Raw genomic sequence first — 24,381 nt, 5'->3', positions numbered from 1 at the left:
CCCACGCCAGGGCGCTGCTCGTCGGCCGGGCGGAGCCTTGTGCCGCCTCGTGGGTGAGGACGGCACGCCCCTGATCGACGAGACACCCCCTAGCCGCCGAACACCAACGGCAGTGCGGCAGCAGCGATGATCAAGGTGACGCCGCTCAACAGGTCCGGGCGGAGCCGGATGAAGCGCGCCGCGGCCCGCCCGAGCCGCAACCCGATCAGCGACATCACCGCCGTCATGGCGCCGAAAGCGGCCGCCGAGAACCACGGCGAGAGCCCGAGGATCCCCAGGCTCGCCCCGGCGATCAGGTTGTCCAGGCTCAGCGTCAACGGGATGCCGAACAGCGCCCACGGGTGGTCCAACTCGTCCGGCTCGGGGTTGCGAAGAGCCGAGATGACGAGGTAAAGACCGTACCCGCCGAGCGCGGCCGCGCCCACCACATCGGCGACGCTCCCGATGGACTCCCCGATCCCGCGACCGATCAACAGCCCGATCAGGGGCATGACCGCGTCCCACAGCCCGAAGGTCAGCGCGACCTGGACCGCGCGCCTCAGACCGAATGGGACGGTGCCGAGCGCGATCGACACCCGGAAATTGTCGAGACTGAGCACGAAACCCAGCACGAGCATTTCCCAGATCATGGCGACGTCGCTGCCCGATGACGACCTGCGCCGGCAGCAACGACTTCCTCTCGGCTGCTACCCGCCATGATCAATATCATATCTCAGGTGGTCCGTGGACCCAACCCGGAAAGCCGATTTCCGACGGACGAACAATTCCTGACGAGCCGACGATCCTGACGGAGGAAGCGCAGAATTTCACCTCCGCCGTTTTCCCCTTTTCAACATTCCACCGTGGCGCCGCACACGTCGGCGGCTCACACCGCGGGGTCTCCCGTCGCCTCGAGCGTTCCGTCGGCCAGCCGCAGCCAGCGGTTCACCCCGATCTCGGCGAGGAACCGCTCGTCGTGGCTGACCACCATGAACGCGCCCCGGTAGGAGTTGAGCGCGCTCTCCAGCTGGCCCGCGCTGACCAGGTCGAGGTTGTTGGTCGGCTCGTCGAGCAGCAGCAGCTGCGGAGCCGGTTCGGCGCACAGGACGCAGGCCAGGGTGGCACGCAGCCGTTCGCCGCCGGAGAGCACGCCGACGGGCAGGTGCGCCCGGGGACCGCGGAACAGGAAGCGCGCGAGCACGTTCATCCGCTCCGCCTCGGGCCGCTCGGGCGCGAACGCGGCGAAGTTCTCCGCCACGGTACGGTCCAGGTCCAGCAGGTCCAGGCGCTGTGAGAGATGGGCGATGCGCCCGTCGCCGCGCTTGACGTCCCCGCTGTCCGGGGTGAGTTCGCCGGTGATCAGCTTGAGCAGGGTGGTCTTGCCGGCGCCGTTGGGCCCGGTCAGCGCGATGCGCTCGGGCCCGCGCACGGAGAGGGCGACGCCGCCCTCGGCGAAGACGTCCCTTCCGTCGTGCCGGACCTGCATCCCCTCGCCGAGGAAGAGGTTGCGTCCGGCGGGCACCTGGGTGTCGGGCAGGTCCAGGGTGATGCGTTGCTCCTCGCGCAGCGCGCGCCCGGCCTCGTCGAGGCGGGCCTTGGCCTCGCCGACCCGGGAGGCGTGCATCTGCCCGGCCCGGCCCGCGGACTCCTGCGCGCCGCGCTTCATGTTGCCGGCGAAGATGCGCGGCAGTCCGGCGCTCTTGAGGTTGCGGGCGGCGTTGCTCGCGCGGCGCTCGGCGCGTTCGCGGGCCTGCTGGAGCTCCCGCTTCTCCCGCTTCAGCTCCTGCTCGGCGTTGCGCACGTTCTTCTCGGCGACTTCCCGCTCGGCGCGCACGGCCTCCTCGTAGGCGGTGAAGTCACCGCCGTAGAAGCGCAGTTGCGTGCTGCCGAGCTCGGCGATGCCGTCCATGCGGTCGAGCAGGGCGCGGTCGTGGGCGACCAGCAGCAGGAGGCCGTCGAAGTCCGCCAGCACGTCGTACAGCTGGTGCCGGGCGTCCCGGTCGAGGTTGTTGGTCGGCTCGTCGAGCAGCAGGACGTCGGGGCGCCTGAGCAGTTGTGCGGCGAGGCCGAGCGAGACGACCTGGCCGCCGCTGAGCGTGTTCAGGCTGCGGTCGAGGGCGAGGCCGGCCAGGCCGAGACGGTCGAGCTGGGCGCGGGTGCGCTCCTCGATGTCCCAGTCGTCGCCGATGGTGGTGAAGTGCTCCTCGCTCACGTCTCCGGACTCGACGGCGTCCAGTGCGCGGATGACCGCGGCGACGCCGAGCACCTCGGCGACGGTGAGGTCACCGGTCAGGGGGAGGCTCTGCGGCAGGTAGCCGATCGTGCCGCTGACGGACACCGAGCCGGTGGTGGGCCGCAGTTCGCCGGCGATCAGCTTGAGCAGGGTGCTCTTGCCGGAGCCGTTGGGGGCGACCAGGCCCGTGCTGCCGGTGGTCAGGGTGAAGGACAGGTCGTGGAAGACGGGGGTGTCGTCGGGCCAGGCGTACGACAGGTTGGAGCAGACGATGGCGGCATCGGACATGGAAGCGACCTCGAGAGGGCTGGGGGCGAAGACAGCTCCGCCCCGGGCAGACATGGGGAAAAGAGGTACGACGAACGGGCCACTTCGGCGGCGCTTCCTCAGCGCGTCCGGTGGCCGTCAGATCCGGATCTCACCCGGAGATGTCGTCGTCACCCACCACGTCTGCGACTCCTCGATACACGGTCTACGTCCCCGACAGCGTAACAGTGCGCGGGCGCGGAAAACGGCGGCCGGGTATCCCGTCGCCGGCCGGCGACGGGACACCCGGTTGCTGCACCCGAGGGTCAGCTGCCGTGGACGGCGCTGACGAGGTCCGGCAGGAGCTTCGCCGCGTTCGGCGTGCCCAGTCCGGTGACGGGGTCCCATCCCGCGGTGGCCGAGTAGCCCGGGACCGAGGCGTCGGCGGTGTTGTTCCCGACGGTGACGTCGTTGAAGTCCGCCGCGTAGGTGGCCGGGTCCGACGCGAGCTTGTACAGGGCCGGGTTGATCGGTCCGAGCCCACCGTGGTTGATCTGGGCGGCGATGGAGACCAGGCCCGCCCACTCGGGGCACGCCAGCGACGTGCCGCCGATGTCGTACCAGCCCGTGCTGCACGGTGTGCTGCCGCACTTCAGCCCGCTCAGGCCGTCGGGCGGGAGGGACACGTACACCAGCGCTCCCGTCGACGGGCTCGCCTGCAGGGAGATGTCCGGAACGCCGCGCATCGCGCCGAGGGACGTGCTGCCGGCCGGCAGCGCTCCCGACTGGTAGTCCGGCTTGGCGAAGACGCTGCTGTAGCCGCCGCCGGAGCCGACCCAGGCGATCTCCGACTGCCCGGGGGCCTTCTGGCAGGCTCCCGGCGGGGAGACGCTGTCGACGGCCCTGCCGCTGGTGGCACCCGGGTCGGTGCACAGGTTCGTGCCGCCGACTCCGGTGACCAGCGGGTCGGACGCGGGCCATTCGACGGCGGGATCGGCGAGCGTCGATCCGCCCTGGCCCACAGGCGCCTTGAGCGAGCCGGAGCTTCCGTCGTCACCCGACGAGCCGAGAACGGTGACCCCGTTCTGTGCCGCCGCCTTGTAGGCGTAGCGCAGGTTCTCCAGCGACCGGGCGTTGTGGAAGGCGCCCTCTGCGGAGCCGAACGACTGGGAGATGACGGTCGCGAGGTGGTGCTCGACGACGTAACTCTCGGCGGCCATCATCTGCGGGAAGCCCTGCACCCCGAGGGTCTCGGCGGTGGGCGTGGTGACCAGCAGGATGTTGGCGCCGGGTGCCATGGCGTGGGCGGTCTCGACGTCGAGAGCCACCTCCAGTGCCCACGCGCTCTTGTCCTCCTGCCCAGGGGAGTTGCTCGTGGACGGGGGTGCCTTGGTGGCGGGCGAGCCCTGCAGATGCAGCTCGCCGAAGGTCGGCATGCCGGGCGCGCAGGTGACGCCCTCTTCACCGCACATGGCCTGAATGCCGAATGCCTGGTCGAAGACGTGCAGGTCGTGGGCCATGGTGTCGCTGCCGTAGGCGTCGACGACGGCGATCGTCTGACCGCGGCCGTCCTCTCCGGCCGCGTGCAGCGGGCCTACGTTGTAGGCCGCCTGGACGCCCTGGGGAGTGAAGCAGCGGCGTCCCACTGACGCGCACTGGGCCTGGGTCGGCGGGGTCTGGCTGGACGTCAACTGCGTGTAGTCGGCGACCGTCGGCCGCGCTTGCGGATAGGTCGCCTGGTGGGCGGCGCTGCTTGTGGGTATGGCGCCCGCTGCCGCGAGGCCGAGGGTGCCCACCCCCGCGAGCAGCCACCGTCTGATGCTGCGTGCCATCGGAGTCCTCCCTTGAGATCGAAAGGGGACGTGCGTGTCCGCCCCCACAGGTGGGGGGTGATGGCACAGGGGGTCGCGGACGGGGGCGAGGCTATCCCTGGAGGCTGGTGGGCCAATAGGCTCGTGCTGCCAAGAACGATCAAAACTTTCCACCGGTGCGGCGCGCTCAGGGTCTCGTGGGTGCGCCGACAGGTCTCCCGCCCCGCGTGAGTCCCCGGACCGCAAGACGGTCGGCCTATAGTCGACCGCATGAGCCGCTGGGAGGACCTGACCGGAGGGACGTCCGGGCACGACTACGCCGCACGCTTCGCTGCCCTGGCCCGTAGTGGGCGGGACGTGCACGGAGAGGCGCGGTTCTGCGCCGCGCTGGTGCCTGCCGGAGCGCGGGTGCTCGACGCCGGATGCGGTACCGGACGGGTCATGATCCGGCTCGCGGAGCTCGGCTATGACTGCGTCGGGGTGGACCTCGACGCGTCGATGCTGGCCGTGGCGCGGAAGCAGGCGCCGCAACTTCCCTGGTTCCAGGCCGATCTGGCCGCGTTCGATCCGGAGCCGCTCGGCATCGCGCCGGGCTTCGATCTCGTGGTCGCCGCGGGCAACGTCCTGCCTCTGCTCGCCGCCGGAACCGAGGCCGTGGTGGTCGGCCGCCTGGCCACCGTCCTGCGCCCGGGCGGTCTGCTGGTCGCCGGCTTCGGCCTCGACGAAGCCCATCTGCCCGTGCCGCCCGGCATCACCCTGCCGGAGTACGACGACTGCTGCGCCGCGGCCGGACTCACCTTCGTCGACCGCTTCGCCACCTGGGACGCCGACCCTTACGACGGCGGCGGCTATGCCGTCAGCGTGCACCGGTTGTGAGGTTCGGCGCAGCCCTCTGATCGCCTGCGCCCGCCGGGTGGCCGGGCGCGTTCCAGGCCGGAGTCCGCGGGACACGGACCCGCCCCGCCGGGCCGTCGGTGACGGCCCGGCGGGGCGGGGACAGGCGGTCGCCGTCAGCTCATGGTGAAGGCGTCCAGGCTGAACAGGTCGTCGCTGCCGCCCTTGAAGACGAAGTACAGCTTGTGCGTCCCGCCCGGGTCGGTCACCGGTGCGCTGACCGTCGTGAAGGCGCCGGAGGTGTCGCCGACGGTCGCCGTACCGGCCAGCGGGCCGTCGGGGGCGTCGGTGTGGACCTCGATCGTGCCGCCGGCACCGCTCGACGCGGCCCGGAAGTCGATCTTGCTCACGCCCTGGAGGTCGTACGGGTCGAACTCGATCCAGTCACCGTTGCCGATCGACGTGACCGCCTCGCCGCCCTGGGCGCCGGCGACGGAGGTCGTCTGCACGCCGGACTGCGTGCGGTAGAACTCCGCCTGCCTGCCCTTGGGCATCAGGATGATCTGCGTCGTGCCGGTCAGGTCGGGGACCCCGGCGGTCGGCGAGGTGTCCGTGTAGCTCGCGGAGAAGATGCCGTAGAAGTCGTCGGAGTCCGTGTGGCCCGCCGTGGTCATGGAGAACGTACCGCTGCACCCCGTGGCCTGCGAGAGGTTGTGCGAGTGCATGTCATGACCGAGCGAGTAGCTGACCTGGACCTTGGAGCAGTCCACCGGGGTGCCGTCCGGGTCGGTCGCGTCGATCTTCCAGGCGACCTGGTCCCCGTCCTTGAACGTCAGCCCGTTCGGGGGCTCGGAGAACTTCAGCACCGGAGCGGAGTTGCCCACCGTGACCAGGACGGCGGCGACGCCCGTCCTGCCGCTCGGGTCGCTGACCGTGAGCTTGGCGTGGTACTGGCCGTTCGCGGTGTAGGTGAACGAGGGGGTGGCACTCGTGGAGTCGGTCGTGCCGTCGTTGTCGAAGTCCCACGCGTAGGTGAGGGCGTCGTTCTCGGGGTCGGTCGAGCCCGTGCCGTCGAACTTCACCGTGAGCGGGTTCTTGCCCGAGGTGGTGTCCGTCGTGATCGCGGCGGTCGGCGCCTTGTTGCCCGGCGAGTACTCGATCTTGTAGAGCCCGGCGTCCAGGGAGCCGCCGAACCACGCGCTGCCGTAGTCGAGCACGTACAGCGAGCCGTCCGGCCCGAACTCGGTGTCGATGGGCTCCACCAGGCGCGCCCAGTCGTTGCCGTCGGTCAGCGTGTCGATCGACTGGATCTTCCCGCTGCCGTCGGACGCGATCGGCTTGATCCAGTGGGCGCCGAACTCGTAGGCGAAGAACTTCCCGTCATAGCTCTGGGGGAACTTGACCGAGGACTTCAGGCCCGGGTCGTAGTCGTAGACGGGGCCGCCCATGGGCGCGCCCTCGCCGCCGAGCTGGGGGAACAGCGGGTTGCCCGCGTAGTGGTTCCAGATCCACGCCGGCTGGGCCGGGGGCAGGTCCTTCAGACCGGTGTTCAAAGGAGCGTCGTTCACCGGGTGGGCGCAGTCGAAGGGCTTCCCGGACTGTCCGGTGGCGAAGTCGTACTGGACGTACGGCGTGTTGTCGCCGATGCAGTACGGCCAGCCGAAGAAGCCGGGCTTGGTGATCCGGTTGAACTCGACGGTGTTCTCCGGTCCGCGCTGCGGGTTCGCGGTGCTGGCGTCCGGGCCGTAGTCGGCCAGGTAGACGACGCCGGTCTTCTGGTCGACGTTGAACCGGAAGGGGTTGCGGAAGCCCATCGCGTAGATCTCGGGGCGGGTCTTGGGGGTGCCCTTCGGGAACAGGTTGCCGCTGGGGATCGTGTAGGTGCCGTTGTCGTGCACCTTGATCCGGAGCAGCTTGCCGCGCAGGTCGTTGGTGTTGGCCGTGGAGCGCTCGTTGTCGAAGACGGGGTTGCGGCCCGGGCGCCGGTCGATGGGGGCGTAGCCGTCGGACTCGAACGGGTTGGAGTCGTCGCCGGTGCTCAGCAGCAGGTTGCCGTCGCCGTCGAAGTGCATGTCGCCCGCGACGTGGCAGCACTGCCCTCGGTCCGTGTCGACCCGCATGATCTTCTTCTCGCTCGACAGGTCCAGCCTGCCGTCGGTGAAGGTGAACCGGGACAGCTGGTTGTAGCCCTTGTAGGGCGCGAAGTCGGCGGCCGTCCCGTCCTCCGGGGCGTCGGTCATGGGGGTGTCGAGTCTGGGGGCGTAGTACGCGTAGACCCAGTGGTTCTTGGCGAAGTGCGGGTCGAGCACGATGGTCTGCAGCCCGTCCTCGTCATGGGTGTAGACCGACAGCTTCGCCGCGACGTCGGTGAGTCCGTCGAGGGTCGTGTAGTAGACGGTCCCGTCGCGGGAGCTGTGCAGTGCGCTGCCGTCGGGCAGCACGGCGAGCCCCATGGGCTCACCCACCTGTTCGGGTCCCTTGGCGAGAGTGACCTGCTGGAAGTCGGATGTCGCGGCACTGGGTCCGGCCGCGGCCGTACGGGCCGATGCCTCGGTCCGCGCCTGCGCGGACGTCGATCCGGCCACCGCGACCCCCACGCTGAGCACCGCGCTCAACGTGGCGGTGAGTAGTCGGCTCACTGGTGTACGCACGTACTGCCTGCCTCTCGTGTGGCGCTGCGATGAACATCGCGCGAGCCGTCGCGTCGCGCGGGGGTGTCGGGCCGGGGCCGGATGCCGGGGCCGGTGTGTGCCGTTCGACCGGTGGAGCGGGCACATGTCCCGGATCTGTACGGGCGCCCACAGCGTCCACGGCCCCCTGAGGAAGCGTCATGAGCGTGAACCCATGGTCATGCACTGTCAAGAATCTACTGTCGAGTAGCCGCGTTTCATTGCCTCAAGTGGCCACATCTTTTGCTTATCCAGTGAAAAGTGGCGACGGTTCGTGGTGAACTATCGGCCGTCTCAGGGGTTCATCGTCCGCCAGTTCCGTCAACTGCCCGTCCCTCAGGCCTTCCAGGTCGACGAACGCCCCCCGTACAACGCACCCCTGCTCCACACGTAAGGAGTGATGATGGGTCAGTTCACCCATGACTTCGGCCGCAGAGGCTTTCTGCGGGCGGCAGCCGCCGGCACCGTGGCCATCGGCGCGGCGACCGTCGCGGGCGCGCTCCCCGCGGCCGCCCAGACACTCGCCCCGGACGCCGGGCCCCACGGCGCGAGCCTGAGCATCCCGAAGGACGCCATCGGCATCCAGCTCTACAGCGTCCGCGACAAGGTCAACGACCTCGGCTTCCGCGTCGTCTTCGAGGAACTGTCGCGGATGGGCTACAAGGAGGTCGAGTTCGCCGGGTACACCCAGAACACCTCCATCCTGGGCCGGCAGATCACGCTCCAGGAGATCCGCACGCTGCTCGACGACAACGGCCTGCGGGCCATCGGCAGCCACATCGGGATCGGGTCCTTGCGCAGCAACCTGCAACAGGAGCTCGACAACGCCCAGATCCTCGGCATGCCGAACATCGGGACCGCGAACGCCCCCTCGGACACCCCGACCGTCGCCGCGTACCAGGCGGCCTCGGAGGACTTCAACCGCTGGGGCGAGGCGGCGACGGCGCGCGGACTCAAGCTCTACCAGCACAACCACTCGGGCGAGTTCGCCTTCGGCAAGGACCAGCCGGAGGTGCGTCTCTACGACGTCTTCCTGGAGAACACCGACCCCGCCCACGTCTACCTGGAGATGGACGTGTACTGGGCCTTCGTCGGCCAGTTCCGCTACCCGGGCTTCGACCCCGCCGCCTATGTGCGCGCGCACCCCTACCGCTACACGATGTTCCACATGAAGGACGGCAAGTCCGACCCGGACGTCGGCGACGGCTACGACATGACCGAGTTCGGCGCGGGTGACATGCGCTACCAGCGCTTCATCCACGCGATCGGCCCGTTCGGCAACCACCACGGCATCTGGGAGCAGGACAACGCCCCCGGCACCCAGCCCGACCCGCCCGGCTCGCTCGGTGCCGCGCAGCGCAGCTACACCGCGCTCGCGAACCTGCTCTCCTGACCTCGCCTCACCACCCCGTCACACCACCCGCCCCGCTCCTGCCGGGCCGGGCGGTGTGACGGGGTGGCCGCTTTCTCATGCCCGGCGGAGAAAGGTTCCCTCACCGCCCGGGACGTCGCTCCCGCCTGACTTCGGCGCGCCCTGTCGCAACCCCTCGGGGGACGCGGCAGGGCGCGCCGGAGTGCGCCGCGCGAGGTGAGGCGCCCGGCTTCGGCGCGCGGTCAGATCAGTCTGCGCCGGGCCGCCCAGGCGACGGCCTCGATGACACTGCCGACGCCTATCTTGTCGCACACACCCCGGCAACGACGCCGCACCGTGCGGGGGCAGACATGGAGCCGCCGGGCGACGGCCTCGACCGGCAGACCGGTCGCCAGGAGCGACAGCAGGCGCACCTCGTCTCTGAGCAGGAACGCGGTGTCGGGTTGGGTTCGCCGGCCTGTCGGGTAGCTGAGCGTGGACACTTCCGTCTCCTTCGCCGAGCGCGGCCGGCAGGGAACGCGGGGAAGGCCGCCCCACCGGGGTGGCCAGAACCGTGATCGACCGCGGGATCTTTCATCGCCTCTAAACGTTTCAGATGACTCGGGCAACTTCAGTAGCTTGGGTAACCGGTCGCGTGCGCAGGGTCAAGGGTGCCGCCGCTGCATGGGTCCGCATTTGATCCGCTCTACACGAAAACTTCTGCCCGTTGAACGGTTCAACCCGTGGCAGAGCCGGGCCCGGGGCTGGCGCCCCGAGCCCGGCGTCGACCGCTTTCTGCTACAGGTTCCGCACCCGGATGTTGCGGAACTCGATCAGGTCGTTGTCACTGTGGTTCTGCAGTCCCACGTAGCCGCTGAGGAACTGACGCAGGTCCGTGGGCGGATCGCCCGCACGCGACGACGACTTGCCGGGCGTGTTGTCGAACTCGTTGATCATCACGCCGTTGCGGATGATCGTGTAGTGCTGCCCCACGACCCGGATCTCGTAGTCGTTCCACTGGCCCTTCGGGGTGACCTTCGCCTGGTCCAGGCCGAGTGAATCGAAGTTGTAGACGGAGCCGGTCTTCTGGGGTTCACCGGTGGCGCCGTCGTAGATCTGGATCTCGTTGCCGCAGTAGATCGCCACCCACTCCGGAGCGGTGCGGGCCGATCCCGTGGTGCTGCAGCCCTCGGGCCGCTGGTCCAGCGGAGTCCGCGGATCCGGGAACCTCACGAACACACCGCTGTTGGCCTGGTGGCCGTCCGGGGCGACGTCCCGGAACTGCAGCCTGATCGAGTAGTCCTTGAACTCCTGCTTGCTGTACCACAGCATGCCCATGCCGCCGGAGCTGCGCATGGTGCCGTCCGGCAGCAGCGAGAACGTGCCCGCGCCGGCCTGGCTCCATCCGGCGAGACTGCTCGCCGACCCGTCGAAGATGGACTTGTAGCCGGGCGTCTTGCCGATGGGCGACTGGGCACCTTCCTTGCTGAGCGTCGCCGCCTCGCGGTTGTCGATGACGCCGTCCTTGCGGAACTGGTCCACCAGGTCGTTGAGGTTGCTGACGAACGCGCCGTGGTTGGGCCAGGAGCCCTCGTCGTCGATCAGGTCGTTGATCGTGCAGCCGCCGCCGACCTCGTGGTTGGCCACACCGGTGTCGGTGTCGAGCAGCCGGACCGTGGAACGGGCGTCGGGCGCCGTGCAGCCCGCCGTCACGTCGATCTTCCCGGTGGACTGCTCGCCGTCGGCGTAGGTCACCTTGAGCGTGGCGTGGTAGGTGCCGTAGTCGGCGTAGGTGTGTGTCGGGTTGGCCTCGTGCGACGGCCGGCTGCCGTCACCGAAGTCCCACTCCCAGGAGACGCCGCCCGCCTTCGCGGCCGAGAACTGGATCGTCCGCGGCTTGCTCTGCGCGACCGCGCGACCCGAGGCGTCGCTCGGGTTCGGCGTGGCCGGCCCACCGTGGTAGGCGACGCGGACCAGCTTCTGGTTCGGGTCCAGGCTGAAGAAGCCGCCGGCGTAGTCGAGCATGTAGAGCGCGCCGTCCGGACCGAACTTGGCGTCCATCCAGCTCTGGATCTTGTTGTCCCCGACGCCGCCGGGGAGGATCCGGCGCAGGTCCTCGCCGAATTCCGGCTGGGACTGGTCCTTGACGTTGTCCGGGGTGACGGTGACCGCGACGCGGTTGTTGGCGTTGGACTCGTCACCGATGAACCACTTGTTGTCCCAGTACGCGGGCCAGGCGACACCGCTGTCGGTGTCCACCTCGGAGCGGTGGTAGGTCGGGCCGTCCATGATGGCCTGGCCGCCGCCCTTGAGGTAGGGCTCGGTGTACTTCTCGTCGCTCTGCACGTACGTGGGCAGCCCGCTGCCGTCGCTGCGCTTCGGGTAGTCCACGCCGCCGCCCTGCGGCGAGTACCAGATCATGTTGCTGCGGATCGGCGGGAGGTCCACCAGCCCGGTGTTGCGGGGCGAGGTGTTCTTCGGGTGGTCACAGTCGTACCAGCCGGTCAGCACGCTCGCGTCGGTGTTGCTGCGGTCGCGGTAGGGCTGCTTGTTGCCCATGCAGTACGGCCAGCCCTGGTTGCCCGCCGAGGTGATGATGGTCGCGGTCTCGTACTTGGCCGGGCCGAGCTCCGGGTCCGGCGTCGGCGCGTCGGGGCCGACCCAGGCCGCGGTCAGCCAGTTGTTGGTCTTGTCCCAGGCGATCCGCGCGATGTTGCGGACACCCATGACGTAGATCTCGGGACGGGTCTTGCCGCCTCCTTCCTCCTTGCCGGTGAACAGGTTGCCCTTGGGGATCGTGTACGTGCCGTCGGCCTCGGGGTGGATCCGCAGGATCTTGCCGTTGAGGTCGTTGGTGTTGCCGGCCGTACGGCGGGCGTCCTGGAAGGACAGGCCCTTGTAGTCCTTGGTCCAGTTGTTCCCGGAGTAGCCCGCCCCGGCCCCCTGCGAGGAGTTGTCGTCACCGACGCCCACGTAGAGGTTGCCATCGTTGTCGAAGGTCATGCCGCCGCCGGTGTGGCAGCAGCTGTGGATCTGGGCGGTCCAGTGCAGCAGGTCCTTGCGGGTGCTCTTGTCGATGGACTGGTTCTTGAAGTCGTAGGTCAGCCTCGAGATGGTGCGCTGGCCCGTCTGCTTGTCCCGGTCGACCGACTCGTGCGGCATCCAGTAGATGTAGATCCAGCCGTTCTGCTCGAACTTGGGGTCGAGCGTGATACCGACCAGACCTTCCTCGTTCTTGACCAGTTCGTCGCCGCTGCCGCGGTTGCCCATGACGTCGAGCGTGGTCAGCAGCTTGGCCTTCTTGGTCTTGGGGTCCCACTGGTGGATCGTGCCGCAGCCCAGGCCCACCTTGGGGTCGTTCCAGTCGGGGATCGGTCCGCTCGGGCAGGCCGCCTTGCCGATGTAGAAGGTCTTGCCGTCGGGGGCGATCGTCAGACCGTGGGGCTCACCGATCTGGTCGAGCTGTCCCGACTGGTTCTTGGCCGTGAGCCGTTCGACCGAGTAGTTCGACGCGATGGTCGCCTGGCAGTCGCCGCGGACCATGCCGGTCGTCCACTCGATGGCGCCGAGCAGATGGCTCTGGAACTTGGTGTCCGAGGTGTAGCTGTCCTCGGTGCGGCCCATGCCGGTGTAGAACGACCGGCCGCCGTCGTAGTCCCGGCACCAGGAGATCGGGTGGAAGGCGCCGTTGCCCGCCGGCCCGGCGTCGTAGGAGTTCTCCTCGACCTGGGCGATCGTCTGGACGTTGCCGCTCGGGTTCGGGTCCCAGTTCATCCACTGGTCGGACCGGGTCCACTTCAGCGGCAGGCCCTTGTTCGCCGGGTGCTGACGGTCGGTGACGTCCACGACCGCCCGCTGCACCTTGGTCTCCGGCGCGGGCGCCGGGTCGGCGCCGAACAGCCGCAGCTCGGCCAACTGCGTCAGCGGCTCACCGGAGTTGGCGGTGACGTTCAGCCGGTAGTACTGGTAGGCCGTGGTGTTGGAGAACTTGTACTGCTTGGTCTGGAAGCGGTCCGGGAAGCTCTGGCCGGACTGGGTGTCCAGCGTCTTCCAGTCGTTCCCGTCCTGCGAGCCCTGGAGCGTCCAGTCCTTGGGATCCCGGCCCGGGTAGTCGTTGGCCGACGTCAGCGCGTACTGGGCCACCGCGACCGCGCGGTCCATCTTCGCCGTCACCCACGCGGTGTTCTGATGGGCCAGCCACTTGGTGCTGTTGCTGCCGTCGAACAGCTTGGCCTTGGTCTCGTTCGGCGGGTTGTCGTCGCTCGCCGTGACGTCCGCGACCTTCTCCGAGGCGGGCAGGCTGGCGGCCGGACGGGTGCCGATCAGGCCCGTGAACCAGCTGGAGCCGGACTCCGCGCGTGCCGCGTCGTGGACGCCGACGAAACCGCCGCCGCCCTTGACGTAGGCCTGGAACGCGGACTCCTCGTCGGAGGTGAGGGACACGCCCTTCGCCGACAGGAAGACCACGCCCCGGTAGTGGGCCAGTCGGTCGGCGGTGAAGACGGACGGGTCGTCCGACTCGTCCACGGAGAAGCCGTTCTTCTGCCCCAGTTCCTTGATCGTCGATACGGCGGCCGTGACGGGGTCGTCCTGCTGATCGGCCGGTCCGTGGAAGACCAGGACGTTCACCGAGGCGTCGGCCGCGGTGCTCTGGTCCTCGGCCGCGCCGGTCTGTGGCCGTGCCTGTGCCTGCACGGCCGGCAGCGCGGCCAGTCCCAGTGCCAGCGCGGAGCTGGACAGCAGAACGACCCCGCGTCGCCAGGCCGGCGTACGACGGGGGGACGGCGCGGGATGCGACGGTGGCGCGCCACTCAGTCGCGACAGGGTGAACCGGTTTCTTCGGCCCATTCTTGCTCCTTGACTCGATCCGACAACGGAAGAGTGGTCAGGTGTGGAGCCGGGGCCGCCGCCCGGCCGGTGTCGCCCTGGACCCGAGGGCCCAGGGCCGAGCGAGCGGCGGCAGGGTGGTACACGCCCGTCGGACCGTCCGGTCAGGTCGGACGGGCGTGGCTCAGGGAGGGGGTGACGGGATGAGCGCCGTTCCTTCTCGATGCGCCGTTCCTTCTACATGCCGGGCATGTCGGGCATACCGGGCATGGAGGGCATGCCGCCGGGGACCGTGCCGTCGGCCTCGGTCACCATGAAGACCCCGGACATCCCCATGTCGGAGTGGCTCTGGACATGACAGTGGTACATCCAGTGGCCCGCGCCGACCCGTTCGCCGGCGATCACCTGGAACCCGAAGGAGTCCGCCGGGCCGGTGGTCTTGGTGTCGATCACCCGGCTGACGTCCTGCGGGCCCTCCAGGATCCCGGTGCGGTTGTCCACCCAGCGGTGGCCGTGGACGTGGAAGGTGTGGAAGAAGTCCCCGTGGGTGATCACGATGAACTCCACCCGCTCACCGCGGACGGCCTTGAACATGGGGGTGTTGGGAGCGGTCCTGTTGTTGATCGTCATGTCGTTGAACACGACCGTGAACTGCTTGTCGGGCAGCGCATCGCCCTTGCGTCGCACCACCACGGGGCCGTACAGCCCCTTCTTGATCCCGCCGGTGCCGTGCTCGGTGCCGACGTTGTGGTCGTGGTAGTGCCAGTAGCCGGCGCTTCCGGCCTCCCATGTCCCGTCGTGGCGCCTGCCCGGGGCGTGGGTGCGCCAGACGTACGTTCTGCGCTCGCCCGGCTGGACGACGCTGTCGTTCATCTTGGTGCCGTCGCTGGCGACGTCGTAGTCCAGGCCGTGCACGTGCAGACTGGCGGCGACGTCGAGGTTGTTGACCACCTCGATGTTCATGGTGTCGCCCTCGGTCAGCTCGATGAGCGGGCCCGGGATGGTCGCCTCGCCGGGGCGAAGGCCGTAGCCCATCTCCCCGTTCGGCAGCTTCTCCATGTACAGCGTCAGATCGCGGACGTCGCCGCCCTTGTCCGCGGCGGCGGGCTTGTCCGAGGCCGGGGTGGCGGCCTTGCCCGAGGTCGCGGCGGCGCTGCCGCTCAGCACCGCCGGGGCGACGGTGGCCGCCACGGCCGAGGCGGCGAACGATCGCCGGGTCAAGAGGCGTCTCGCGCCTGCGCCTGCGCCTGAGTCGGTCATCGCTCTCCATTCCGCGACAGGCCTGGATGCCTGAAGGCGATTCGTGGACGTGAGGTGCGCCGGCGTCCCGGGTGACACGGCATCCGGACGCGGCGGTTCGCGTTGGTACGCCGGGCGTTGGGCCCCCACGGGGCCGGCGGAGCAGTCGTTTTGTTCGGCAGAGGAGTCGTCGGGTTCGACACAGAAGCCGTCGGGTCGGTTCGCCGGATCGGGGCCGTCCGGCGGGCAGATGCGCGCGGTACGGACGAAGCCGGCTCGGCTCGGCAAGGCGGACTGCGCCTCGGAACGGCCTCACCGTAACGGCGCTTCAGCAGTTTTTCCAGACTCAGGTCAAAGTTGGTTGCATTGCGGTCATAGGTCTTGGCGGGCCGTCAAAAGACCGGTAGCTTCCGAGCGTTGCTGCAATCGGAGAGGTGGGTGAGCCTCGCGCGCGGGTTCGCGGTGTCATCGCTCCGACACGGGGCGGAGCGGACACCGGTCGCTCGCTCGTGCGGCCGCGGCCGGTCAGCCGTCGTCACGCCCCCGTGATCACCCACAGCTCGCTCATCGTGCCGTCGAGTTCAGAGCGCGGGTCGCATGACGGCCCGAGCGCCAACGCCGCTGCGGGACCGGGTTCCGCGCGGCACCCGGCCGGACGGGCCCGAAGCGGTCGTCCCGGCGGCCGGTCGTCCACCCGTCGGGACCGCGGATCCGTGCGCGGTACCGCAGACAAGCGAATTCGCGAAAGGTGCAGCGGTGTTCAGAAGACTGCTCCATACCCAGACGGATCCGCCTCCTTCCAGACCCGAGCGACGCCGCCGGTTCGGCACGCATTCGGTGCTCCTGGCGTTGGGAGGCCTGCTGCTCACGGCGTTCGCGTTGGCCGCCCCGGCCGCCTACGCGGCCTGGAGCCGCGCCGACGACGCCACGGCGGCGACCCAGGTGCTGACCTGGACGGCCGGCGACGGATACATGGGGTACACGTCCGCCCCCACCACCGCGGTGGCCGGACCGGCGACGATCGTGTTCGAGAACAGCGCGGCGACCGGCAACACGACGGGAATGCCGCACACGCTGACGTTCGACACCTCCAACTCCGACTACAACACCGACGTCAGCCTCAACATCCAGGCGAGCCCGTCGGACTCCAGCGGCGGCCGGCACACCGCCGAGGTCACCCTGACTCCCGGCGTCTACCGGTACTACTGCGCGATGCCGGGCCACATCATGTCGGGCGAACTGACCGTCACCGCCGCCCCCGGGGACGACACCACCGCCCCCGACACCTCGGCGTCGGTGTCGGGGACGAAGGACGCCTCGGGGAACTACGTCGACAGTGCGACGGTGACGGTGTCGGCCTCGGACTCCGGTTCCGGGGTGGACAAGGTCGAGTACGCGCTGGACGGTGGGGCTTATGCCACGTACAGCGAGCCGGTGAAGGTGAGTGCTGTCGGTCAGCACACCGTGGCGTATCGGGCGTCGGACAAGGCGGGTAATACGTCGGCGGTGAAGTCGGTGTCGTTCGCGGTGGTGGCTGCTCCGCCGCAGGACACGACGGCGCCGGAGACGTCGGCTTCGGTGTCGGGGGCGAAGGACGCCTCGGGGAACTACGTCGACAGTGCGACGGTGACGGTGTCGGCCTCGGACTCCGGTTCCGGGGTGGACAAGGTGGAGTACGCGCTGGACGGTGGGGCTTACGCGGCCTACACCGCGCCGGTGAAGGTGAGTGCTGTGGGTCAGCACACCGTGGCGTATCGGGCGTCGGACAAGGCGGGTAATACGTCGGCGGTGAAGTCGGTGTCGTTCGTGGTGGTGGCTGCTCCGCCGCAGGACACGACGGCGCCGGAGACGTCGGCGTCGGTGTCGGGGACGAAGGACGCCTCGGGGAACTACGTCTCCAGTGCGACGGTGACGGTGACGGCTTCGGATGCGGAGTCGGGGGTCGCCAAGGTGGAGTACGCGCTGGACGGTGGGGCTTACGCGGCCTACACCGCGCCGGTGAAGGTGAGTGCTGTGGGTCAGCACACCGTGGCGTATCGGGCGTCGGACAAGGCGGGTAATACGTCTGCGGTGAAGTCGGTGTCGTTCGTGGTGGTGGCTGCTCCGCCGCAGGACACGACGGCGCCGGAGGTGTCTGCCTCTGTCTCGGGGACGAAGGACGCCTCGGGGAACTACGTCTCCAGTGCGACGGTGACGGTGACGGCTTCGGATGCGGAGTCGGGGGTCGCCAAGATCGAGTACGCGCTGGACGGCGGGGCTTACGCCGCGTACAGCGCGCCGGTTCAGGTGAGCGCCGTGGGTCAGCACACGGTGAAGTACCGGGCCACCGACAAGGCGGGCAACACCTCCGCCGAGCAGTCGGTGTCGTTCGCGGTGGTGGCCGCTCCTCCGCAGGACACCGCTCCGCCGGAGGTGTCCGCCTCCGTCTCGGGGACGAAGGACGCCGACGGGAACTACGTGGGCGGCGCGACGGTGACGGTGACCGCCACGGACTCGGGATCGGGCGTGGCAGCGACCGAGTACTCTCTGGACGGCGGCCCCTATCTGCCGTACTCCGGGCCGGTGGCCGTGAACCGCGCGGGCAGCCATACCTTCCTGTACCGGGCCACCGACAAGGCGGGCAACACCTCCGCGGCCAAGTCACTGACCCTGACCGTCGTCGACAGCACGCCGCCCACCGACTGCCCTGAGACGGACGACCGTTCGACGGTGTTCGTCGGCACCATCAACACGGGCATCCCGAACCGCGTCACGACGAACGGCTGCACGATCAACGAGCTGATCGAGGATCACGCGGCCTGGACGAGCCACGGCGCGTTCGTCTCGTCCGTCGAGGAACTCGTCGCGGACCTGCGGCGCGAGGGTGTCGTCGACCAGCGGGAGGCCGGCGCCATCAAGAAGGCCGCCGGCCGCAGCGACGTCGGCAAGCCGCACACCGCCCTTACCGAGCGGTGAGCTGACGGCGGAGGACAGAGGATAGAGGACAGAGGACAGACGGGGCCTCCGCCACCCGTCAGGGCCCGATGGAGTGGAACCGGCCGGCTCCACTCCATCGGGCCTGCCCGCTGTCGGGACCCGTCCTGTCGGGCCCCGTCATGTCGGGCCCCGTCATGTCGGGAACCGTCAGGACCCGTCCGGCCGATCCATGCCCCGGGCGCGGCCCCTGTCGCACACCTGCGCGGCGGCGACTTCAACCCGGCTTTGTCCATTGCGAGATGAAAGTTCATCGGACTGCTGCACAAGTTCTTTTGTGTTCGGCACCACGGTGCTACGGTCCTTTTGAAAGTCGCGCCCCGAAGCGCCGGGTGCGCGTACGGCTTCGGCGACGACGGGAGGGGCGGCGTGAGGCGTATGACGGCTCGACCGGCCAATGTCCACCAGGCCACGCTGCTCCGCCTGTTGCGCGACCTCGGCCCGCAGTCCCGGGTCGCCCTGGGTGACCGGGTCGAGCTGTCGCGTTCCAAGCTCGCGGTCGAGATCGACCGGCTGCTGGAGACGGGCCTCGTCGTCCAGGACGGTCTCGCCGCCTCCCGTGGCGGCCGCCGCTCGCACAACGTCCGGATCGCTCCGTCGCTGCGATTCCTCGGCGTGGACATCGGTGCCACGTCCGTGGACGCCGCGGTCACCAACGCGGAGCTGGAGGTGCTCGGCCACCTTTCCGAGCCGCTGGACGTGCGGGAGGGACCGGTCGCCGTGTTCGAGCGGGTGCTCGCCCTGGCCGCCAAGCTGCGCGAGGCCGGCGTGGCGGAGCACTTCGACGGCGCCGGGATCGGCGTCCCGGGACCCGTCCGGTTCCCCGAGGGCGTCCCCGTCGCACCACCGATCATGCCGGGCTGGGACGGCTTCCCCGTCCGCGAGGCGCTGAGCCAGGAACTCGGCTGCCCCGTCCTCGTCGACAACGACGTGAACCTCATGGCCCTCGGCGAGCAGCAGGCCGGTGTCGCCCGGTCCGTGCGCGACTTCCTGTGGGTCAAGGTGGGAACCGGCATCGGCTGCGGCATCGTCGTCGGCGGCGAGGTCCACCGCGGTGTCACCGGCAGCGCCGGCGACATCGGCCACATCCAGGTGGACCCCGACGGGCCGCCGTGCGCCTGCGGCAACATCGGCTGCCTGGAGGCGCACTTCGGCGGCAACGCCCTGGTGCGCGACGCGACCGCGCTGGCCGAGGGTGGCCGCTCGGCGGAACTGGCCGGACGGCTCGAGGCGACCGGACGGCTGACCGCGGAGGACGTCTCGGCGGCCGCCGGTGCCGGTGACGCCGCGGCCCTCGAACTGATCCGCCGGGGCGGCAGCCGCACCGGTCAGGTCATCGCCGGCCTGGTCAGCTTCTTCAACCCCGGCCTCGTGGTCATCGGAGGAGGGCTCACCGGGCTGGGCCACACCCTCCTGGCCAGCATCCGCACCCAGGTCTACCGGCAGTCCCTGCCGTTGGCGACCGGCAACCTGCCGATCGTCCTCGGCGAACTCGGCCAGGTCGCCGGCGTCGTCGGCGCCACCCGGCTGATCAGCGACCACATCTTCTCACCGGCCTGACGAGCCCCGCGCGGCCGGAATCCGTTCCCCGCGGACGGGCATGACGCTCGCGTCCGTTCCCCGTGAACGGACGTGATTCCCGCGTCCGTCGCCCGCGCCACACGCATCCTTCAGGAGCGCCTATGGACAGTCAGCACGACTCGCCCACGATCGGGGTGGGCATGGTCGGATACGCCTTCATGGGCCGCGCCCACTCGCATGCCTGGCGCACCGTCGCCTGTGCCTTCGATCTGCCCAGACGCCCGGTCATGGCCGCCCTCGCCGGACGCGAGCGAGCGGCACTGGAAGAGGCTGCCCGGCGTCAGCTCTGGGCCGCCACCGACACCGACTGGCGGGCCCTGATCGCCCGCCCCGACGTCCAGCTGGTGGACATCTGCACCCCGGGATCCAGTCACGCCGAGATCGCGATCGCGGCGCTGGAGGCCGGAAAGCACGTGCTGTGCGAGAAGCCGCTCGCCAACACCGTCGAGGAGGCGGAGGCGATGGCCGCCGCCGCGGCCGACGCGTCGCGCCGCGGCGTGCGCTCCATGGTGGGCTTCAGCTACCGGCGCACACCGGCGCTGGCCCTCGCCCGCCGCCTCATCGCGGGCGGCCGACTCGGCAGCCTGCGGCACGTACGCGCACAGTATCTCCAGGACTGGATCGTGGATCCGGAGTTCCCCCTGGTATGGCGGCTGCAACGCGAGCACGCCGGCTCCGGCGCGCTGGGCGACCTCGGGGCCCACATCGTCGACCTGGCCCAGTACCTCGTGGGCGAGCCACTGACGGGAGTCTCGGCGCTCACCGAGACCTTCGTCCGCGAACGTCCGCTGCCCGCGGCGTCCTCCGGGCTCGCGGCCGTCGCCGACGGGACGGCCCCACGCGGGCCCGTCACGGTGGACGACGCCGCGCTGTTCACCGGCCGCTTCCCCGGCGGCGCCATCGCGTCCTTCGAGGCCACGCGCGTCGCCGCCGGACGGAAGAACGCCCTGCGCATCGAGGTCAACGGCGATCGCGGCAGCATCGCCTTCGACCTGGAGCGCCTCAACGAACTGGACTTCCACGACCACACCGAGGCGTCGGAGACGGCGGGCTTCAGGCGGATCCTGGTCACCGAACCCGATCACCCCTATCTCGACGGATGGTGGCCGCCGGGTCACGGACTCGGCTACGACCACACGTTCGTCCACCAGATGCGCGACCTGCTGTCGGCCATCGACGAGGGCCGGGACCCCGAACCGTCCTTCGCCGACGGGCTTCGGGTGCAGCGGGTGCTGGCCGCGGTGGAGCACAGCGCGGCGAACGGCAGCGCATGGACGCCCGTCCCGCACGAGTCAGCGGTGCGAGGGGGTCCGCCGTCGGCCTCCGGCGCCGACGCGCCGGCGTCCGGCACCGACGACCCCGTGGCCGTCGCGCCCTGAGCGGCGTCGCCGCCGATGTCCACACTCCGTTCACGAAAAGGAGGTTTGCAAGGAAACTCCCGATGGAAATCCGATCGGTCGAACAACTGTCATTCGCCGGCCGATCGGACGGGATGTGACGGGCGATGCCAACGCCCGTGAGGGGCAGGCGCCGGAGAAATCCGGAGCGTATTCGACCACGCGCTCCGGAAATATCCACGTGCCTCGATGCCGGGTTCGCGCGCCAATGGCGTGAGGAGTTCCGTGTGCCGTCCGGCTGTGACGCGCGCTCGCATCGAACCCCGGATCCTCCAGGTCGGCGGGGCAACGGGCAGGGCGCCCGGGGTCTCGCCACACCGGCGAACGGTACGGAAGGCCCGGTCATTCCACCGCGCCGCGAAGCCGAATGCCCAAAAGTGTTACACCTGTTGCCGCTTCTGGCCACGAACGATTCTGACGGTTCCCGAACCCTTTTCAAACAACGCCGTGAGAACTACCTTCCTCTCAGCTCGCCACGCGAGCCAGGAACGGCCCGTACCGAGAAACCGCCGAGAATCCACGACCGGCCGGTCCCGCCGGCACCAGGACCGGCCCGGCCCGGCGCATCGACAAGTCGACGAACCGTCACCCGCCGCGGGCGGGCCGGCGGAGACCGCATCACAGGGAGACCCATGAGTGCCCCGCTGCTCGAGATGCAAGGCGTCGTCAAGGAGTTCCCCGGCGTCCGGGCCCTCGACGGCGTCGACCTCGACGTGGCCGCCGGAGAAGTGCACTGCCTGCTGGGCCAGAACGGCGCCGGCAAGTCGACGCTCATCAAGGTCCTCGCCGGCGCCCACCAGCCCGACGCGGGACACATCACCTGGGAGGGCGAGCCGGTGACCCTCCCCACCCCGACGGCCGCCATGCGCCACGGGATCGCCACCATCTACCAGGAACTCGACCTGGCCGACGGCCTGACGGTCGCGGAGAACATCTACCTGGGGCACGAGCAGGCCCGGCTGGGCTTCACCCAGCGCTCACGGATGCACGAGGCCGCCCGGCACCTGATGCGCAGGCTCGGGCACCCGGAGATTCCCGTCACGCGCGAGGTGGGCGAGCTGTCCTCGGCCGGCAAGCAGCTCGTGTCCATGGCCCGCGCCCTCTCGCACGACACGAGGCTCATCATCATGGACGAGCCCTCCGCCGTCCTCGCCCACGACGAGGTCGACAACCTCTTCCGCATCATCGGCGACCTCACCGCCGCCGGCGTGGCCGTCGTCTACATCTCGCACCGCATGGAGGAGATCCGCCGGATCGGGGACCGCGTCACCGTCCTCAAGGACGGCCGCACGGTCGCCACGGGGCTGCCCGCGCGCACCACCCCCACCTCCGAGCTGGTCTCGCTGATGACCGGCCGCACCGTCGAGTACGTCTTCCCGCCCAGGCCGCAGAGCCCGGACCGCACGGAGCGCCCGGCCCTCCTGGAGGTCGAGGGCATCAGCCGCCCGGGGGAGTTCCACGAGGTGTCCTTCAGCGTGCGGGCCGGCGAGATCGTCGGGCTGGCCGGCCTGGTCGGCTCCGGCCGCTCGGAGATCCTCGAGACGGTCTACGGGGCCCGGCGCCCGGCCTCCGGACGCATCAGCGTGGCCGGGACCGCGCTGCGGCCCGGCAGCGTCACCGCCGCCGTCCGGGCCGGCATCGGGCTCGCCCCGGAGGAACGCAAGAGCCAGGCGCTGTTCCTGCACTCCTCCATCGCCCACAACGTGTCCATGTCCTCGCTGCGGCGCTTCGCCCGCGCCGGGTTCCTCGACGCCCGCTCCGAGCTGGCCGCCACGACGGAAGCGGTCCGCAGCCTCGACCTGCGGCCCCCCGACCCGACCCGGCCGGTGCGCACCCTGTCCGGCGGCAACCAGCAGAAGGCCGTCGTCGCCCGATGGCTGCTCAAGGACTGCCGGGTGCTGCTGCTGGACGAACCCACCCGTGGCGTGGACGTCGGGGCGCGGGCCGAGCTCTACACGCTCATCCGGCGGCTCGCCGACTCGGGAGTCGGTGTGCTCCTCGTCTCCAGCGAGGTGCCCGAGGTCCTCGGCCTCGCCGACCGCGTCCTCGTCCTGCGCGAAGGGCGGGTGGTCCGCGAGGCCCCCGCCGTGGACCTCGACGAATCGAAAGTGCTCGACCTCGTCATGGAAGGGAGCTCCGCGTGAGCCAGCAGACCAGTCCCCCCGGCGGGAGCGGTCCGCTGCCCGCCACCGGCCAGGGATCACCGTCCGGATCCGCCCGGAAGACCGGCTCGTCCCCGGGCAAGGGCAGCGGACCGTCCTTCCTCGGACACATGGGCAGGGTGCGCAACCTCGGCCTGTTCGTCGTCCTCGTGCTGCTGTGCGTCATCGGCGCACTGACCTCGGGCAACTTCGCGACCAGGCAGAACGCCCTGGTGATCCTCAGCAGCGCGGCCGTCATCGGGGTCATCACGATCGGCCAGACCTTCGTCATCATCGGCGGCGGCATCGACCTGTCCGTCGGGGCGATCGTGGCGCTCGCCTCCGTGTGGTGCACCACCGTGGCCACCCAGTCCTACGGGCTGGGCGGCATGGTGTTCTGCGCGCTCGCCGTGGGCGCGGTCGTCGGCCTGGTCAACGGCCTGATCATCTCCTACGGCAGCATCGTGGCGTTCATCACCACGATCGCCATGATGGCGAGCGCCCGCGGACTGGCCGAGCGGATCTCCGACCGGCAGTCCCAGGTGGTCACGGTCGAGTCGTTCAACTCCATCGCCTCCACCAAGTGGCTCGGCATACCGCTGCTGGTCTACATCCTGGCGGTGGCCGTGGTCCTCGGCTGGGTGCTGCTCAACCGCACCACCTTCGGCCGCCGGACGTTCGCCATCGGCGGCAACCAGGAGGCCGCGCGCCTCGCCGGCCTCGACGTGCGCCGCCACACCCTGGTGCTGTACGTCCTGTCCGGCCTGTGCTGCGGCATCGCCGCGGTCATGCTGACCGCGCGGACCACCTCCGGCGCCAGCAACCTCGGCAACCTCTACGAACTGGACTCGATCGCCGCGGTGATCATCGGCGGGACGCTGCTGACCGGCGGCCGGGGCTCGCTCATCGGCTCGATCCTGGGCGTCCTGGTGTTCACCACGATCACCAACATCTTCGTGCTGAACAACCTCACCACCGACATCCAGCAGATCGCCAAGGGCCTGATCATCGTCGCCGCCGTGCTGATCCAGCGCCGCGGACGCCGAACCGCGACCCCGTAGCAGCGGCGCGGACGGCGGCCCAGTCCCCGCTGCCGCCGA

At 69.9% G+C, this 24,381-nt stretch carries 14 protein-coding genes; 7 read left to right on the top strand and 7 right to left on the bottom strand.

The features are described from left to right. Positions 1–89: 89 nt before the first annotated feature. From ABZ484_RS25130 to ABZ484_RS25120, 3 genes are all read right to left on the bottom strand, one after another. Positions 90–629 (bottom strand): manganese efflux pump, encoded by a 540-nt coding sequence (locus ABZ484_RS25130; protein WP_358868178.1) that lies wholly within the window; start codon positions 627–629, stop codon positions 90–92. Positions 630–865: 236 nt separating this feature from the next. Beyond that, positions 866–2,500 (bottom strand): ABC-F family ATP-binding cassette domain-containing protein, encoded by a 1,635-nt coding sequence (locus ABZ484_RS25125; protein WP_358868177.1) that lies wholly within the window; start codon positions 2,498–2,500, stop codon positions 866–868. 284 nt (positions 2,501–2,784) lie between these two features. After that, complete coding sequence (locus tag ABZ484_RS25120) at positions 2,785–4,290, bottom strand: S53 family peptidase (RefSeq protein ID WP_358868176.1); 1,506 nt, start codon at positions 4,288–4,290, stop codon at positions 2,785–2,787. A 249-nt stretch (positions 4,291–4,539) separates the two neighbouring features. On the opposite strand from ABZ484_RS25120, the gene ABZ484_RS25115 reads away from it, so the two are divergent. Further along, on the top strand, positions 4,540–5,145 hold the full coding sequence (locus ABZ484_RS25115) for a class I SAM-dependent methyltransferase (protein ID WP_358868175.1): 606 nt from the start codon (positions 4,540–4,542) through the stop codon (positions 5,143–5,145). A 134-nt stretch (positions 5,146–5,279) separates the two neighbouring features. On the opposite strand, the gene ABZ484_RS25110 is transcribed toward ABZ484_RS25115, so the two are convergent. After that, positions 5,280–7,709 carry a PQQ-dependent sugar dehydrogenase gene (locus ABZ484_RS25110; RefSeq protein ID WP_358868174.1) on the bottom strand — a complete coding sequence of 810 codons (2,430 nt, stop codon included), beginning with the start codon at positions 7,707–7,709 and terminating at the stop codon, positions 5,280–5,282. Between the two features lie 466 nt (positions 7,710–8,175). Between ABZ484_RS25110 and ABZ484_RS25105 the strand changes: the two genes are divergently transcribed. Then, positions 8,176–9,165, top strand: coding sequence for a sugar phosphate isomerase/epimerase (locus ABZ484_RS25105; protein ID WP_358868173.1), 990 nt, complete (start codon positions 8,176–8,178; stop codon positions 9,163–9,165). A gap of 221 nt (positions 9,166–9,386) precedes the next feature. On the opposite strand, the gene ABZ484_RS25100 is transcribed toward ABZ484_RS25105, so the two are convergent. The 3 genes from ABZ484_RS25100 to ABZ484_RS25090 all read right to left on the bottom strand — a co-directional run bounded on the left by ABZ484_RS25100 (position 9,387) and on the right by ABZ484_RS25090 (position 15,210). After that, complete coding sequence (locus ABZ484_RS25100) at positions 9,387–9,626, bottom strand: LuxR C-terminal-related transcriptional regulator (protein WP_358868172.1); 240 nt, start codon at positions 9,624–9,626, stop codon at positions 9,387–9,389. Between the two features lie 295 nt (positions 9,627–9,921). Beyond that, positions 9,922–13,971, bottom strand: a complete 4,050-nt coding sequence (locus ABZ484_RS25095; RefSeq protein WP_358868171.1) for a ThuA domain-containing protein — start codon at positions 13,969–13,971, stop codon at positions 9,922–9,924. Between the two features lie 216 nt (positions 13,972–14,187). Next, positions 14,188–15,210 carry a multicopper oxidase domain-containing protein gene (locus ABZ484_RS25090; RefSeq protein WP_358868170.1) on the bottom strand — a complete coding sequence of 341 codons (1,023 nt, stop codon included), beginning with the start codon at positions 15,208–15,210 and terminating at the stop codon, positions 14,188–14,190. 858 nt (positions 15,211–16,068) lie between these two features. Between ABZ484_RS25090 and ABZ484_RS25085 the strand changes: the two genes are divergently transcribed. The 5 genes from ABZ484_RS25085 (at position 16,069) to ABZ484_RS25065 (ending at position 24,342) form a co-directional block, all read left to right on the top strand. Further along, complete coding sequence (locus tag ABZ484_RS25085) at positions 16,069–18,144, top strand: Ig-like domain repeat protein (RefSeq protein ID WP_358868180.1); 2,076 nt, start codon at positions 16,069–16,071, stop codon at positions 18,142–18,144. Between the two features lie 396 nt (positions 18,145–18,540). Next, positions 18,541–19,722 carry an ROK family transcriptional regulator gene (locus ABZ484_RS25080; protein WP_358868169.1) on the top strand — a complete coding sequence of 394 codons (1,182 nt, stop codon included), beginning with the start codon at positions 18,541–18,543 and terminating at the stop codon, positions 19,720–19,722. Between the two features lie 122 nt (positions 19,723–19,844). Then, positions 19,845–21,122, top strand: a complete 1,278-nt coding sequence (locus tag ABZ484_RS25075) for a Gfo/Idh/MocA family oxidoreductase (protein ID WP_358868168.1) — start codon at positions 19,845–19,847, stop codon at positions 21,120–21,122. Positions 21,123–21,772: 650 nt separating this feature from the next. Continuing rightward, positions 21,773–23,284: a sugar ABC transporter ATP-binding protein gene (locus ABZ484_RS25070; protein ID WP_358868167.1), complete on the top strand. Its 1,512-nt coding sequence runs from the start codon at positions 21,773–21,775 to the stop codon at positions 23,282–23,284. Further along, positions 23,281–24,342: an ABC transporter permease gene (locus ABZ484_RS25065; protein ID WP_358868166.1), complete on the top strand. Its 1,062-nt coding sequence runs from the start codon at positions 23,281–23,283 to the stop codon at positions 24,340–24,342. Before ABZ484_RS25070 ends, ABZ484_RS25065 begins: the two co-directional genes overlap by 4 nt. Positions 24,343–24,381: the final 39 nt, after the last annotated feature.

This window comes from Streptomyces sp. NPDC006393 (assembly GCF_040628575.1).
GTDB lineage: Bacteria > Actinomycetota > Actinomycetes > Streptomycetales > Streptomycetaceae > Streptomyces.
The sequence above is the reverse complement of the archived record's forward strand: the minus strand, read 5'-3'. Positions and strand labels throughout refer to the sequence as shown.